The sequence below is a fragment of the Brachybacterium saurashtrense genome (assembly GCF_003355475.1).
GTDB lineage: Bacteria > Actinomycetota > Actinomycetes > Actinomycetales > Dermabacteraceae > Brachybacterium > Brachybacterium saurashtrense.
The window spans coordinates 334,555-348,587 of the sequence record NZ_CP031356.1 but is presented as its reverse complement, the minus strand read 5'-3'; the positions used below and the strand labels follow the sequence as shown (position 1 = coordinate 348,587).

The window sequence follows — 14,033 nt, the reverse complement described above, 5'->3', positions numbered from 1 at the left end:
ATCAGGCCTCGATGATCGCGAGGATGTCGCGGGAACCGAGCACGAGGAACTCGTCCGCGCCGTACTTCAGCTCGGTGCCGCCGTACTTGGAGAAGACGACCTTGTCGCCGACCTTGACGTCCATGGGGATGCGCTCGCCCTTGTCGTCGAAGCGACCGGCGCCCACGGCGACGACCTCGCCCTCCTGGGGCTTCTCCTTCGCGGTGTCCGGGATGACCAGGCCGGAGGCGGTGGTCTGCTCGGCCTCGAGCGGCTTGACGACGACGCGATCCTCGAGGGGCTTGATGGAGACCGACATGCGGCTCACTCCTTCATGAAGAGATTGACTCTGTGTGAGTTCGTGGACGGGATCCGGTGCCGATCGTCGTCGCGGTGCCGACCGGCGGTGATCCCTCGCGGCAGCCTCTGGCACTCTCGGCCGTCGACTGCCAACGCGGCAACTCTAGGACGTCGGCTGGCACTCATGCAAGGCGAGTGCCAATCCGGCGCCCGGAGGCCTCGCCGCCCCGTCGCGCAGGGCGGCATACGAGCCGCGCGGGAGACCCCCGACAGTGCCGCCGATCACCCTCCGGAGCACCAGGTCACGTGCTTTTTGTGAACCCGATAACTTGCGCTCGGAAAGGTCGTGACACCTCCTCGTGGAGCGCGATATCACTGAGGTATCACGCCGACCGGAGCACCTGCGATCCAGGGCCCGGGAGGCACCACCGCTCCGAACCGAAGGGGACCCAGACCATGACCTTCCTCCGCTCCCTCAGCTCCGCCCTGGGCCGCATGTCCGAGCGCATGCAGGGCCAGGACGTCGAGCGCGGCGACCTGGTGTCGGACCACCGCCTCGGCGCGAACTACGCCGCCGTCGTCAAGGCCCGCTCCAGCCAGGGCATCAGCTCCATCGGCCTGGGGCGCTGACCCGCCCCCACGAGCATGCGCCGAGCCCCCGCGGACCACGTCCGCGGGGGCTCGGTGCGTTCCGGGGCGCGCGCGGCCGTGGCGCTCAGCGGCCCGCCGCGGCGATGATCCTCCCCACCTGCTCCGGGTCGAAGCGGTAGACGGGCTGCTCCGCGTCCCCGAGCACGTCACCGCTGCTGGGGTGGACCGCGGTGATCACGCGCGGGGCGCCCTCGCCGAGCTCGATGAGGCTCGCCCCGGACAGCGCCAGCGCCTGCTCGTGCCGGCCCGGTGCGAGCGGATCGACCACGTTGGTGACCCCCGGCGCCACGTGCACGGGGATCCCGGCGATCGCCCCGTCCATCGCGTGGTGGTAGTGCCCGGCGAGCACGATCCGCACGTCGGTGCCGGCCAGCACCTCGGCGAGCGCGTCGAGGCCGTCGAGGTCCAGGGCGCGCAGCAGCGCGGTGGCCCCCTCCAGGGGAGGGTGGTGGAGGGCCAGCACGGTGCTCTGCGCGGCCGGCTCCGCGAGCACGTCCCGCAGCCAGTCCAGCTGCGCCGTCTCGAGGTGGCCGTACCCGGCGCCGGGCACGCTGGTGTCCAGCAGCACGATCCTGCCGCCGCCGGCGAGCGGCACCACCCTGTCCTGCCGCTCCTGCAGGCGCTGCCCGGCGGCGATGGTCTCCCCGTACACGGCGGAGACGTCGTGGTTGCCCATCACCACCGCCAGCGGTGCCTCGAGCGCGGCGGCGACGGGGTCGAGGATCTCGTGGAGCAGGCGGTAGCTCCCGGGTGTGCCGTCCTCCGAGGCGTCCCCCGTGTGGACCACGGCGTCGATGTCCGCCAGCCCGTCCAGGCGGGCCAGCAGGCCGCGCAGGGCGGCGGCGGGGTCGATGCGGTCGTAGTGGCGGGCGTCGGGGTCGCCGTACAGGTGGGTGTCCGTGAGGTGCAGGATGCGCATGGCCTCACCGTAGCCAGCGCAGGTGGCCGGGAGGTGACGAGCACAGGGGCCTGCCCCGGCGCGCTCAGCCCAGCGCGCCCACCCACTCGGAGGTGCCGTCGGCGAACACCTGGTGCTTCCAGATCGGCACCCGCTGCTTCACGGTGTCCACGAGGTCGTCGCAGGCGGCGAAGGCCTGCTTGCGATGGGGGGCGGCCACGGCGCACACCAGGGCGGAGTCCCCGATCGCGAGCGGGCCGTGGCGGTGCGCCACGGCCACCCGGCAGTCCGGGTACCGCTCGGCGATCTCCCGTGCCACGGCGGCGAGCTCCTCCCCCGCGGTGGGGTGCGCGGTGTACTCCAGGCGGTGCACCCCGCGACCCCCGTCGTGATCGCGCACCACGCCGTCGAAGGTGACCACCGCACCGCAGCGGGCATCGGCGACGGCCGCGGCCATCGCCGTCACGGTGACCTCCTGCGCGGCGATCTCCGCGCCGCGCACCCGCGCGGCCGCGGGATCCGGGGCGGGGTCCCCGGCGAGACGGAGGGCCGACGGGTCCGCGCCGAAGGGGGTGCGGCCGCGGGCGGGATCGGGGTGGTGCTCCGTGCTCATCGGTGGTCGCCTCCGTCGCGCTGGTCCAGCAGGTGGTCGAGCAGCGGGTCCAGCACCTCGATGCCGTCCCGCACCCCGCCGCGGGAGCCGGGCAGGTTCACCACCAGGCTGCGGCGGGCGATGCCGGCCAGCCCCCGGCTGAGAAGCGCCGTGGGCACGGTGCGCGCGCCCAGGCGGCGCACCTCCTCGGGGATCCCGGGCAGCTCGCGATCCAGCAGCGGGGCGGTCTGCTCCGGGGTGGCGTCGGTGGGGCTGATCCCGGTGCCGCCGGAGGTGATCACCACGTCGATCCCCTCGTCGATCGCGGCGGCGAGGGCGCGGCCCACCTCGGGGCCGTCGGCCACCACCTGCCGATCCACAGGGTGGAGGCCGCGGCCGGCGAGCCACTGCACCAGCAGCGGGCCGGTGCGGTCCTCGTAGGTGCCGTCGGCCGCGCGGGTGGAGGCGATGAGCACGCGGGCCGAGCCGCGCAGGGCCGGCGGGTCCTGCCCCTCCTCGCGAAGGCGGCAGTCGGCGGCGGTGCGCCGGGCGGGCACGTGCCTCATGGCGTCCCCTCCCCCGGCCGCGACCCCGCATCCCGCTCCCAGTCGCCGCTCTTGCCGCCGGACTTCGCGAGCACCTCGATCCCCTCGATCCGGGCCAGGTGGTCCACGGCCTTGATCATGTCGTACAGGGTCAGGGCGGCCACGGAGGCGGCGGTGAGCGCCTCCATCTCCACCCCGGTGACACCGCGGGTGCGCACCTCGGCGAGGATCTCCACCCGGTCCCCGTGCGGGGTGAGGTCGAGCTCCACGCCGGACAGCGGCAGCGGGTGGCACAGCGGGATCAAGTCCGGGGTGCGCTTGGCGCCCATGATCCCGGCGATCCGGGCGGTGGCGAGCGCCTCGCCCTTGGGCAGGTCCCCGCTCGCGATCCGGTCCACCACGTCCTCGCGGGTGCGCAGCACGGCGCGGGCACGGGCGCGGCGCGAGGTCACCGCCTTGTCGGTCACGTCGACCATGTGGGCGGAGCCGTCGTCCCGCACGTGGGACAGGGCGTTCTGGGCGGCGTTCTCCGCGGCGTTCTGGGCGGGCAGGGCGTTCATGCGTCACCTCCGGGCAGAAGCAGGGTCTCGAGCAGGTCGCCGTCGCGGAGCACCGCGGTGCCCCGCGGGACCAGCACGAGCGCGTCGGCGGCCGCGTAGCCGCCGATCAGGTGGGAGGACGCGCCTCCGGCCAGGCGCACCGCCCCCGAGGGGAGCACGTGCGCGCGCCGGTACTGGTCCAGGTGCTCGGGCGAGCTCTCCTCGCCCTCGAGCCGCAGCGGGAGGCGCAGGCGCCGGCGGGGCGGGGCGCCGAGCGCCGGGCGGGCGAGGAGCTCGCAGCTCAGCAGGGCGGAGACGGGGTTGCCGGGGAACGCGAGCCAGGGCACGCGGCGGCCGTCGACGGTGAGGGTGCCGATGCCCTGCGGGCCTCCCGGCTGCAGGGCGAGGGAGGGGAAGGACAGCTCGACGCCCGGGAGCTCGGCGGCCTGGCGCACCACCTCGAAGGCGCCCCGGCTCACGCCGCCGCTGGTGACCACGAGCTCCGCGTCCTCGGCGCGGACCATCTGCTGCAGGTGCGCGTGGAGGGCCGCGGCGTCGTCGGGCACCGCGGCGGTGTGCACCACCTCGGCGCCGGCCTCGGCGAGGGCGGCGGCGAGGCCGGGCCCGTTGGCGTCGAACAGGGTGCCGGGGGCGGGCTCCGCGGTCGCGCCGGTCGCGGCCGGCAGCACCTCGGAGCCGGTGGAGAGCACCAGGGTGCGCGGGCGGGCGAGCACCTCCGCCTCCCGCAGCCCGCAGGCGGCCAGGTGCGCGATCCGGGGCGGGGTGAGCACCCGCCCCTCGCGCAGGATGCTGTCCCCGCGCCGGGTGTCGGAGCCGCGCCGTCGCACGAAGCGGCCGGGGGTCACGGCGCCGGGCGCCAGGCGCACGGCCGCGGCGCCCGGGCCGGGGAAGCGGCCGTCGGCGCTCTCCTCGACCGGGATCACCAGGTCCGCCCCGTCGGGCAGCGGGGCGCCGGTCATGATCGGCCGGGCGGTGCCGCCGGCGAGGGCGGAGGGGGCGTCCCCCGCGGCGATCGTCGGCCCCAGCGGGAGGTCGAGGACGCTCTCGGCGCCGAGGTCCGCGAGATCGGTGCTCGCCACGGCGAAGCCGTCCATCTGGGAGTTGTCCACGCCGGGGACGTCCACGAGGGCGCGCAGCGGTGAGGCCGCCACCCGGCCGACGGCGCGGCCGGCCAGCGCAATCACCTCGGTGCCGCGGACGGCGCCCAGCAGGGCGACGGCGTCCGCCACGTGGTCCTCGAGCGGGACCCTGCGCGTCTGCGAGGTCACGTGCACTCTCCTCGTCCTCGTCGAAGCCGGTCGCGGCCGGGCCGGCGGATCGGCCCCCGCCCAGTATGGCGCGCACGACGGGTGCGTCGCGGGCATCGGGTCCCCGGTCCCGACCACCGGCGCATGCGGGCACCTATCCTGGAGGTTCCCCGTCCGCCCCGATCCCGGCCCTGGAGGTGAGCAGATGGCCTCGCGACGCATCGCCCTGGGGATGCCCGTGCCGCGCCGCACCGACGAGACGGCCGCCGCGCTTCCGGACACGACCGATCGTCCCGCCACCTCGGCCCTCGCCGACCGCTTCGGCCGGGAGGCCACGGATCTGCGGATCTCCCTCACGGACTTCTGCAACCTGCGCTGCACGTACTGCATGCCCGAATCCGGGATGGTGTTCCTGAAGAAGGACCAGCTGCTGGGCGTCGAGGAGATCGTCCGCCTGGTGCGGATCGGCGTGGAGCGCCTGGGGATCGCGCAGGTGCGCTTCACCGGCGGCGAGCCGCTGACCCGCCCGGACCTCGAGGAGATCATCGCCGGGGTGGCGGCGCTGGATCCCCGGCCGGACATCTCGCTGACCACGAACGCGATCGGGCTCGACCATCGGGCGGGCGCGCTGCGCGCGGCCGGGCTGGACCGGATCAACGTCTCGCTGGACTCGGTGGTCACGGAGACCTTCGAGCGTCTCACCCGCCGCCCGCTGCTGCACCGGGTGCTGGCCGGCATCGACGGGGCCCGGGCGGCCGGGCTCGACCCGATCAAGGTCAACGCCGTGCTGCTGCCGGGTGTCAACGACCACGAGCTGCCGGACCTGCTGGACTGGTGCCTGACGCGCGGCCTGCAGCTGCGGGTGATCGAGCAGATGCCGCTGGATGCGGACCACCTCTGGGACCGCGGGGCGATGGTCACCGCCGGGGACGTGCACACGATGCTCGCGCCCCGCTTTGCGCTCAGCCCCGTGGCCGAGGCGCGCGACGGCGCGCCCGCGGAGCTGTTCGAGGTGGCCGATCGCGCCACCGGGCACCACCGCGGCCGGGTGGGAATCATCGCCTCGGTGACCCGTCCGTTCTGCGCGGACTGCCGCCGCACCCGGCTCACCGCCGAGGGCCGCGTGCGCACCTGCCTGTTCTCCCGCGAGGAGACGGATCTGCGCGATGCGCTGCGCTCCGGCGCCGACGACGAGGCGATCGCGCAGATCTGGCGCGCCGCGCAGTGGGGGAAGAAGGCCGGTCACGGCATGGACCGGGAGGATTTCGTGCCGCCGGAGCGCCCGATGAGCGCGATCGGCGGCTGAGGGAGGATGCGATGACCACCGCCGAGACCGACACCCCGGCGCAGGGCGGGCCCGCCGCGGCGCCGCTGATCGAGGTGCGCCTGTTCGCGGGCGCCGCCGCGGCCTTCGGGGCCGACGACGCCCGCGTGCGGGCGCGCACGCTCGCCGAGGCCGTCGCCGCACTGCAGGACGGCGCCGCCGCGGAGGCGGTGCAGGTGATCGACCGCTCCAGCCTCCTGGTCAACGCCGTGGCCTGCACCGACCGGGACCGGGTGCTCGCCGACGGGGACCGGGTGGACGTGCTGCCGCCCTTCGCGGGCGGCTGAGCGGCCGGGGCCCTGCGGCCCGCAGCGGGACCGCCCGGCGGGCCGACGGGACGACCCGGCCGGCGGGACGACGGGGTCCCTCAGGCCGGCGGGACGAGATCCGCCCCGGCCGCGGCGGCGTCGTCGAAGCCGCCGCGCAGGGACCGCACCGCGATCCCGTGTGCCGCCAGCGCCTGCAGCGCGTTCGCCGAGCGGGAGCCCGCGGCGCAGTAGAGCACGGCGTCGGAGAGCTCGCGCCGCGCGCCGGCCGGGTCCGCCTCGGCCCGGGCCAGCAGCTCGCCCATCGGCAGGTGCTCCGCGCCCCGCAGCATCCCGGCGGCGAGCTCCTCCGCCTCGCGGATGTCGAGCAGCCGTGCCCCGGCCTCGCGCAGCGCCGGCAGCTGCGCGAGGGTCACCTCGCCCTCCACCGGCCCTCCGGGGCCGGGCAGTCCGCAGGTGAGCGCGACGTCCTCGAGGTGCGTCACCGGCGGGCGGCCGGGGTCCCGCGCCAGCGGCACCTCGTCCCAGCGGGCACGGAGGGCGTCGTAGAGCGCGAGCCGCCCGTACAGCGCGTCCCCGCTGCCGGTGAGCACCTTCACCGCCTCCATCGCCATGGTGGAGCCGATCACGCCGCACAGCATGCCCAGCACCCCGGCCTCGGCGCAGCTGGGCACCTCGCCGGGACGGGGCGGGACGGCGTGCACGTCGCGGTAGGTGACGCCGCGGCCCTGCGCCCCCCAGAACACGCTCACCTGCCCGGCGAAGGCCAGGATCGACCCCCACACCAGGGGCAGGTCGAGCAGCTCGCAGGCGTCGGAGGCGAGGTATCGGGTGGGGAAGTTGTCGGTGCCGTCCAGCACCAGGTGGTGGCCCGCGAGCTCCTCGAGCGCGTTCTCGGGGGTGAGCGCGCCGACCACGGCCCGCACCGAGATCTCCGGGTTCTGGGCGCGCAGGTGCTCCGCCGCCGCGACCGCCTTGGCGCGACCGGTGTCCGCCTCGGTGAACAGCACCTGCCGGTGGAGGTTCGAGGGTTCGACGACGTCCGGGTCCAGCACCGTGATCTCGCCGATGCCGGCGGCGGCCAGATAGGCGAGGACCGGGGCGCCCAGCCCGCCCGCGCCGATCACCGCCACCCGGGCGGCGGCCAGACGGCGCTGCCCGGTCTCTCCCAGCTGGGGCAGGCGCATCTGGCGGCGGTACCGCGCCGAGGGGACGGGGGCGGGCACGGCGGGCAGCGGCACGGCCCGCTCCCGGAGATCCGGTGCGGTACGGGGCCTCGGGGCGCCCTGGAGGTCCCCGACCTGCGGGTCGTGACCCTCCCGAGACAACTGATCGGTAACCGCAGCACGCACATTCGGCCCGAAAACTCCATCTGCTTCCACCATGTGAGGTAGTGTCCCCCACGGCCAGGCGGTCCGCCATCGCGGCGGCCCTGCATAACGATTCGGTCATGGAGATTCCGAGGGCGCGAGGACGCGTCCCCACATGACCTACAGTGCTGGAAATCGCTCACACCCCCGCACCGCCGCGGGGCGAGCACCGAACCACGTGAGGAACAGTCGATGCGATCTCGCTCGCCCGTCCGGAGTCACCTGCGGATTCTTCGCAGTGACAGCCTGTTGCCGGTACACCGTGCGAAGGTCCCCACCTCCCTCCCGGGGGCTCGTGAATGATCAAGTACATCCTTCGGCGGTTCGTCAACTACCTGATCCTCACGGGTGTGGCGACGGTCTTCTCCTACATCGCGGCGAGCCTGTTCTTCTTCCCGCGCCGCCGCTACCTCGGCATCAACCCTCCGATCCCGGAGGAGTCGATCGACGGCATCCTCAGCGCCTACGGCGTCAACGACAAGGACCCGGTGCTGCTGCGCACCTGGTGGTGGATCGAGCGGATCCTCTTCGAGCCCCTCTCCCAGAAGCTGGGCCAGGACCTCCAGGGCAACTGGGTGATCCCCGAGATCATGAGCCGCGCGGGCATCAGCCTCCGACTGCTGCTGCTGGGCGCGCTGCTGGGCGCGGTCCTCGGTGTGACCCTGGGCGTGTGGGGCGCGGTGCGGCAGTACAAGGCCTCCGATCAGGTGGTCACCTACGCCTCCTTCGTGCTGATCTCCACGCCCACCTTCGTGGGCGGCGTGATCCTGATGATCGTCGCGACGAACTTCAACGAGCTGCTGGGCTTCCAGGCGATCCGCTTCACCGGCGCCTACACCGCGGGCATCACGGGCTTCTTCCCCCAGCTGTGGGACGCCCTGGTGCACCTGTTGCTGCCCACGATCGCGCTGGCGCTGTTCGGCGCCGCCGGGTACTCGCGCTACCAGCGCTCGCTGATGCTGGACGTGCTGGGCAGCGACTTCATCCGCACCGCGCGGGCGAAGGGCGCCACCCGCAACCACGCGCTGGTCAAGCACGGCGTGCGCGTCGCGCTGATCCCGATGTCCACGTACTTCGCCTACAACTTCGGCACGCTGGTGGCCGGCTCCGCCTTCCTCGAGATCGTCTTCTCCTGGTCGGGCATGGGGCAGTACGGCATCGTCGCCGTGCAGACCTCCGACGTCAACGCGCTGGCCGGCAACGTGTGCTTCACCGCCATCCTGCTGCTGTTCAGCTCCACCCTGTCCGAAGTGCTGTATGCGGCACTCGACCCGAGAGTGAGGGTCTGACATGTCGATGAACGCACAGCCTCCCGCCGATCACGGCACCGACCTGGCCGAGGACATCGAGCCCACCGCCTCCCTCATCGCGGAGCGCCGGGACCGCACCGAGTCCGAGAAGGAGAAGGCGCACCGCCCCATCTCCCGCAGCCGCCTGGTGTGGCGCCGCCTGAAGCGCAAGCCGAACTTCTACATCGGCGGCACGATCGTGGCGCTCATCGTGGCCTTCGCGCTGTTCGGCGATCTGTTCAACATCTACGAGCAGGGCCAGCAGGACACCTTCAACTTCAACTCCCCGCCCAGCGCCCAGCACTACTTCGGCACCGATGCCATCGGCGTGGACCTCTACGCCTCGATGACCTCGGCGCTGCGCAAGTCGCTGCTGATCGGCTTCCTCGCCGCACCCACCGCCACGCTCATCGCGGCGATCATGGGATCGCTGGCCGGGTATCTCGGCGGCGTGTTCGAGATGTTCACCAACTGGCTGATCAACCTGCTGCTGGTGCTGCCGGTGTTCTACGTGCTGATGATCGTCTCCCCCGCCATCGCGGATCCGGGGAACCTCCCCGCGGCGCTGCAGTGGCTGGGCTTCCTTCCCTCCTGGGGCCTGCTGGTGATCGCGATCGGCCTGTTCAGCTGGATGATCATGGCCCAGATCGTGAAGAACCAGACCAAGTCCCTCAAGGAGCGCGAGTACGTCAAGGCCGCCCGCTTCATGGGCGTGAGCACGCCCACCATCCTGAGCCGGCACATCGTCCCCAACGTGGCCTCGCTGCTGATCATCGACGGCGCCCTGGGCGTGGCGATGGCGATCCTGGCCGAGACCTCGCTGTCCTTCTTCGGCCTGGGGATCCAGGCCCCGGACGTCTCCCTGGGCACCCTGCTCCAGGACGGCACCGGTGCGGCGGTCTCCCGCCCCTGGCTGTTCGTGATCCCCGCCGGCTTCCTCGTCGCGCTGCTCACCGGTGTCGCCCTCGTCGGCGACGCCCTGCGCGACGCCATCGACCCCACCAGTGAGGTGAACCGTGCCTGAACCTCTGCTGAAGGTCAGCGACCTGACCGTCACATTCCCCAACGCCGACGGCGGCGTGCGCGCCGTGCGCGGCGTGGACTACACCGTCGACGAGGGCGAATTCCTCGGGATCGTCGGCGAGTCCGGCTCGGGCAAGTCCGTCTCGTCCCTCGCGGTGATGGGCCTGCTGCCCTCCTCCGCGCAGATCACCGGCGACATCACCTTCCGCGGCGAGTCGCTGCTGGGGATGCGCGACCGCGAGCTCTCCCGGCTGCGCGGCCGCGACATGGCGATGATCTTCCAGGATCCGCTCTCCGCGCTCACCCCCGTGTACACGGTGGGCCAGCAGATCGAGGAGGCGCTCACTCTCCACGACAAGTCGCTCTCGGCGCGCAGCGCCGAGAAGCGCGCGGTCGAGCTGCTGAAGATCGTGGGGATCCCGGCGCCGGAGCGGCGCGTGAAGGCGTTCCCGCACGAGTTCTCCGGCGGCATGCGCCAGCGCGCCATGATCGCGATCGCGATGGCGAACGATCCGACGCTGATCATCGCCGACGAGCCCACCACCGCGCTGGACGTCACCATCCAGGCCCAGATCCTCGAGGTGCTGCAGAAGGCCAAGGAGGTCACGGGGGCCGCGGTGGTGCTGATCACGCACGATCTCGGCGTCGTGGCCGGCAACGTGGACCGTGTAGCCGTGATGTACGCGGGCAAGCTGGTGGAGAAGGGGCCGGTGGACCAGGTGTTCGCCGCCCCCCGCATGCCGTACACCATGGGCCTGCTGCGCTCGGTGCCGAACATGCTCACCGCCGGTACGGAGCGCCTGGTGCCCCTCGAGGGGCGCCCGCCGAACCTCGCGAAGCTGCCCGCCGGGTGCCCCTTCGCGGATCGCTGCCCGGCCGCGCAGGATCGCTGCCGCACCACCGAGCCGGAGCTGGTGGCCGAGTTCGGCGACGGCCGCGAGGTGGCCTGCCACCGGGCCGACGAGATCGCCGCCGGCACCCTGCAGCCCTCGGACATCTTCCCGCGCCCCGCGCACGAGGAGCGCGAGCTGTCGCAGTCCGAGTCCCAGGCCCCCGTGGTCCGGGCGCAGGACCTGGTGCGCCACTTCCCGCTGTACAAGGGCTCGGTGTTCCGCCGCGCCGTCGGCACGGTCAAGGCGGTGGACGGCGTGGACTTCGAGGTCAGGCCCGGGGAGACCCTCGGTCTGGTGGGCGAGTCCGGCTCGGGCAAGTCCACCACGGCGCTGGAGATCATGGAGCTCACCGCTCCCCAGCGCGGCAGCCTCGAGGTCACCGGCAAGGACGTCTCCTCGCTCTCGAAGGCGGATCGCCTGAGGATGCGCCAGGACGTGCAGATCGTGTTCCAGGACCCGATGGCGGCGGTGGATCCGCGCATGCCGGTGGGCGACATCATCGCCGAGCCGCTCACGGTGCACCGCGTGCCCCGCGCCGAGCGGAACCGTCGGGTGCTGGAGATGCTGGACCTGGTGGGGCTCGCCCCGGAGATGACCGACCGCTACCCGCACGAGTTCTCCGGCGGCCAGCGCCAGCGCATCGGCATCGCCCGCGCCCTGATCACCAATCCCAAGGTGCTGGTGCTGGACGAGCCGGTCTCCGCGCTGGACGTCTCCGTGCAGGCGGGCGTGATCAATCTGCTCGAGGATCTGCGCGACCAGCTGGGCCTGTCCTACCTGTTCGTCGCCCACGACCTCGCGATCGTCCGCGAGATCGCGGACACGATCGCGGTGATGTACCTGGGCAGGATCGTCGAGTACGGGCCGGTGCAGGAGGTCTTCGAGTCCCCCCGCCACCCCTACACCCGCGCGCTGATGAGCGCGGTGCCGGTGCCGGATCCGGCGATCGAGCGGGAGCGGCGACGCATCCTGCTCACCGGCGACATGCCGAGCCCCACCGAGGACATCCCGGGATGCAACTTCGCCTCCCGCTGCCCCCTGTTCCGGATGCTCGACGAGGACCGCCAGGCCCAGTGCCTGGGAACCGACCCGGCGCAGACCGCACACGGCGCCTCGCGTGTGGCCTGCCATCACGTCGAGGAGATCGGTCGTCTCGACGACGCCGACATCTCCGCCCTGTCCCCCGTTCCCGGCGACTGAGCCCTGCTCGGCCGCCCTCGACCGCAGTACCCCGCATCACCCCAAGACCCCCGTGCAGGACTGCACACCTCACTCAGGAAGAGAGAACCCCATGAAGATCACGAGCACTCGTCGTCTTTTCCTCGCCGGCACCGGCGTCGTCGGGTCGGCGGCCGCGCTGGCCGCCTGCGGCGGCCAGCAGTCCGAGGAGGAGCAGCAGTCCCAGGCCGCCCAGGAGAACGAGGAGGCGGCGGAGGCGACCTCCGAGCTGCCCTCGACCGACTGGGAGCGCATGGACTATGACGACGTCCCGGACGGCGGCACCCTGCGCAAGGCGATCCTCACCTTCCCCGCGAACTGGAACCGCTCGCAGGTGGACGGCAACAACGCCGACACCACCGAGATCGCCGAGCCCTGCGGCGCCGGCGCGGAGATCATCGTCTCCGAGACCGGTGAGAAGGAGCTCAACCCCGACTACATCGAGTCCGCGGAGATGACCTCCGAGGATCCGCAGACGGTCGTCGTGAAGTACAACCCGGACGCCGTGTGGGACGACGGCTCCCCGATCGTGGTGGCGGACCTCATCGCCCAGTGGGAGGCGCTCAACGGCTCCGACGAGGACTTCCTCGTCGTCTCGACCGTGGGCTGGGACCAGATCGAGTCGATCACGCAGACCGATGACGAGTACTCCGCCGAGATCGTCTTCTCCAGCCCGTACATCGACTGGATCACCGTGCTCCACCCGGAGGCGCCCGCCTCCGTGTTCGAGGATGCGGAGAACTTCAACAGCGGCTACGCCGACGGTCCCACCCCGGGCAAGGGCCCGTTCACCGTGGGCAACCTGGACCAGTCCGGCGGTGTGGTCACCCTCGAGCGCAACGAGCACTGGTGGGGCCGCGCCCCGAAGCTGGAGTCCATCATCTTCCAGGTGGTGGACCAGACCACGCAGCCGCAGTCCTTCGCCAACGGCGAGATCGACTGGCTGGACGTGGGCACCGGTGACGTGCTCTCGCAGGCGAAGACCCGCTCCGATGCGAACATCCAGACCACCAACGGTCTCACCTGGACGCACCTGACCATGAACGTCAACGGCGGCGACGGCGTGCTCGAGGACGTCGCGGTGCGCGAGGCGATCGCCCGCGCGATCGACCGCGATGCGATCGGCCGCGCCGTGGTGGGTCCGCTGGAGGCGCCCATCGTGCTGGTGAACAACTTCGTGTACATGCCCGGCCAGGACGGCTACCAGGACTCCTACGAGCCGATGGGCAGCCTCACCTTCGACCCGGAGGCGGCCGGTGCGCTGCTGGACGAGGCCGGCTGGGTGCTCGAGGGCGAGACGCGCTCCAAGGACGGCAAGTCCCTGGATCTCAGCGTCATCATCCCGGCGGACACCAAGTCGAACTCCGACCGCGCCCGCCAGGTGCAGACCAACCTCAACGCGGTGGGCTTCAACTGCGAGCTGCAGACGGTCCCCTCCGACGGCTACTTCCCCGACTACGTGATGCCGGGCTCCTTCGACATGGTCACCTTCTCGTGGGTGGGCACCCCGTACCCGGAGTCCTCCTCCGCGAACCTGGTGTACCCGCTCGAGTCCGGCCAGAACTTCACCGGCTACGCCGATGACCGCATCGGCCCGGTGAACGAGCAGCTCAAGGGCGCGTTCGACATCGACGAGCGCCACCAGCTCGCCAACGAGCTGTCGACCATCGTCGCGGAGACCTGGACCGTGATCCCCTTCTACGCGACGCCGAACATCGTCGCGATCAAGCAGGGCGTCGTGAACACCGGTGCCTCGCAGTTCGAGAGCACCGACTGGACCCAGGTGGGAATTTCCGCCTGACCCGCCTGATCGACGTGCTGTGAGGAGGGGCCGGACCGCTGCGGCGGTCCGGCCCCTCCTCCGTGCGTGCGGGGCGT

General features: G+C 72.4%; 14 protein-coding genes. 7 read left to right on the top strand and 7 right to left on the bottom strand.

What is annotated here, in order from left to right:
* Position 1 precedes the first annotated feature (1 nt).
* Positions 2–298 (bottom strand): co-chaperone GroES, encoded by a 297-nt coding sequence (gene groES / locus DWV08_RS01580; RefSeq protein WP_115412193.1) that lies wholly within the window; start codon positions 296–298, stop codon positions 2–4.
* A 437-nt stretch (positions 299–735) separates the two neighbouring features.
* On the opposite strand from groES, the gene DWV08_RS16685 reads away from it, so the two are divergent.
* Complete coding sequence (locus DWV08_RS16685) at positions 736–909, top strand: hypothetical protein (RefSeq protein WP_162801471.1); 174 nt, start codon at positions 736–738, stop codon at positions 907–909.
* Between the two features lie 85 nt (positions 910–994).
* Here the strand turns inward: DWV08_RS16685 and DWV08_RS01575 are convergent, their stop codons facing one another.
* The 5 genes from DWV08_RS01575 to DWV08_RS01555 all read right to left on the bottom strand — a co-directional run bounded on the left by DWV08_RS01575 (position 995) and on the right by DWV08_RS01555 (position 4,793).
* A complete protein-coding gene (locus DWV08_RS01575; protein ID WP_115412192.1) occupies positions 995–1,849 on the bottom strand; it encodes a metallophosphoesterase family protein in 855 nt (284 codons plus the stop codon).
* 64 nt (positions 1,850–1,913) lie between these two features.
* A complete protein-coding gene (locus tag DWV08_RS01570; protein WP_115412191.1) occupies positions 1,914–2,441 on the bottom strand; it encodes a molybdenum cofactor biosynthesis protein MoaE in 528 nt (175 codons plus the stop codon).
* Entirely contained in the window at positions 2,438–2,986 is a 549-nt protein-coding gene (locus DWV08_RS01565; RefSeq protein ID WP_115412190.1) for a MogA/MoaB family molybdenum cofactor biosynthesis protein, read from the bottom strand. Before DWV08_RS01565 ends, DWV08_RS01570 begins: the two co-directional genes overlap by 4 nt.
* The gene (moaC, locus tag DWV08_RS01560; RefSeq protein ID WP_115412189.1) at positions 2,983–3,525 is read right to left on the bottom strand and encodes a cyclic pyranopterin monophosphate synthase MoaC; all 543 of its coding nucleotides are present in this window, start codon (positions 3,523–3,525) and stop codon (positions 2,983–2,985) included. The genes DWV08_RS01565 and moaC overlap by 4 nt, the downstream gene beginning before the upstream one ends.
* Positions 3,522–4,793, bottom strand: a complete 1,272-nt coding sequence (locus tag DWV08_RS01555) for a molybdopterin molybdotransferase MoeA (RefSeq protein WP_241237281.1) — start codon at positions 4,791–4,793, stop codon at positions 3,522–3,524. The genes moaC and DWV08_RS01555 overlap by 4 nt, the downstream gene beginning before the upstream one ends.
* A 184-nt stretch (positions 4,794–4,977) precedes the next feature.
* On the opposite strand from DWV08_RS01555, the gene moaA reads away from it, so the two are divergent.
* Positions 4,978–6,078, top strand: coding sequence for a GTP 3',8-cyclase MoaA (gene moaA / locus DWV08_RS01550; RefSeq protein ID WP_115412188.1), 1,101 nt, complete (start codon positions 4,978–4,980; stop codon positions 6,076–6,078).
* An 11-nt stretch (positions 6,079–6,089) separates the two neighbouring features.
* On the top strand, positions 6,090–6,383 hold the full coding sequence (locus DWV08_RS01545) for a MoaD/ThiS family protein (RefSeq protein ID WP_115412187.1): 294 nt from the start codon (positions 6,090–6,092) through the stop codon (positions 6,381–6,383).
* Positions 6,384–6,463: 80 nt separating this feature from the next.
* Here the strand turns inward: DWV08_RS01545 and DWV08_RS01540 are convergent, their stop codons facing one another.
* Positions 6,464–7,549 carry a ThiF family adenylyltransferase gene (locus DWV08_RS01540; protein ID WP_115414863.1) on the bottom strand — a complete coding sequence of 362 codons (1,086 nt, stop codon included), beginning with the start codon at positions 7,547–7,549 and terminating at the stop codon, positions 6,464–6,466.
* A 482-nt stretch (positions 7,550–8,031) separates the two neighbouring features.
* On the opposite strand from DWV08_RS01540, the gene DWV08_RS01535 reads away from it, so the two are divergent.
* The 4 genes from DWV08_RS01535 to DWV08_RS01520 all read left to right on the top strand — a co-directional run bounded on the left by DWV08_RS01535 (position 8,032) and on the right by DWV08_RS01520 (position 13,956).
* Positions 8,032–9,021 (top strand): ABC transporter permease, encoded by a 990-nt coding sequence (locus tag DWV08_RS01535; RefSeq protein ID WP_115412186.1) that lies wholly within the window; start codon positions 8,032–8,034, stop codon positions 9,019–9,021.
* A gap of 7 nt (positions 9,022–9,028) precedes the next feature.
* Positions 9,029–10,045: an ABC transporter permease gene (locus DWV08_RS01530; protein WP_115414862.1), complete on the top strand. Its 1,017-nt coding sequence runs from the start codon at positions 9,029–9,031 to the stop codon at positions 10,043–10,045.
* Positions 10,038–12,137 (top strand): dipeptide ABC transporter ATP-binding protein, encoded by a 2,100-nt coding sequence (locus tag DWV08_RS01525; protein WP_115412185.1) that lies wholly within the window; start codon positions 10,038–10,040, stop codon positions 12,135–12,137. Before DWV08_RS01530 ends, DWV08_RS01525 begins: the two co-directional genes overlap by 8 nt.
* A gap of 91 nt (positions 12,138–12,228) precedes the next feature.
* Entirely contained in the window at positions 12,229–13,956 is a 1,728-nt protein-coding gene (locus DWV08_RS01520) for an ABC transporter family substrate-binding protein (protein WP_115412184.1), read from the top strand.
* The last annotated feature ends 77 nt before the right edge of the window (positions 13,957–14,033 follow it).

Coding starts and splice junctions, on each gene's coding strand:
- groES (WP_115412193.1), bottom strand. CDS start 298: ATGTCGGTCTCCATCAAGCCCCTCGAGGATCGCGTCGTCGTCAAGCCG.
- DWV08_RS16685 (WP_162801471.1), top strand. CDS start 736: ATGACCTTCCTCCGCTCCCTCAGCTCCGCCCTGGGCCGCATGTCCGAG.
- DWV08_RS01575 (WP_115412192.1), bottom strand. CDS start 1,849: ATGCGCATCCTGCACCTCACGGACACCCACCTGTACGGCGACCCCGAC.
- DWV08_RS01570 (WP_115412191.1), bottom strand. CDS start 2,441: ATGAGCACGGAGCACCACCCCGATCCCGCCCGCGGCCGCACCCCCTTC.
- DWV08_RS01565 (WP_115412190.1), bottom strand. CDS start 2,986: ATGAGGCACGTGCCCGCCCGGCGCACCGCCGCCGACTGCCGCCTTCGC.
- moaC (WP_115412189.1), bottom strand. CDS start 3,525: ATGAACGCCCTGCCCGCCCAGAACGCCGCGGAGAACGCCGCCCAGAAC.
- moaA (WP_115412188.1), top strand. CDS start 4,978: ATGGCCTCGCGACGCATCGCCCTGGGGATGCCCGTGCCGCGCCGCACC.
- DWV08_RS01545 (WP_115412187.1), top strand. CDS start 6,090: ATGACCACCGCCGAGACCGACACCCCGGCGCAGGGCGGGCCCGCCGCG.
- DWV08_RS01540 (WP_115414863.1), bottom strand. CDS start 7,549: ATGCGCCTGCCCCAGCTGGGAGAGACCGGGCAGCGCCGTCTGGCCGCC.
- DWV08_RS01535 (WP_115412186.1), top strand. CDS start 8,032: ATGATCAAGTACATCCTTCGGCGGTTCGTCAACTACCTGATCCTCACG.
- DWV08_RS01530 (WP_115414862.1), top strand. CDS start 9,029: ATGAACGCACAGCCTCCCGCCGATCACGGCACCGACCTGGCCGAGGAC.
- DWV08_RS01520 (WP_115412184.1), top strand. CDS start 12,229: ATGAAGATCACGAGCACTCGTCGTCTTTTCCTCGCCGGCACCGGCGTC.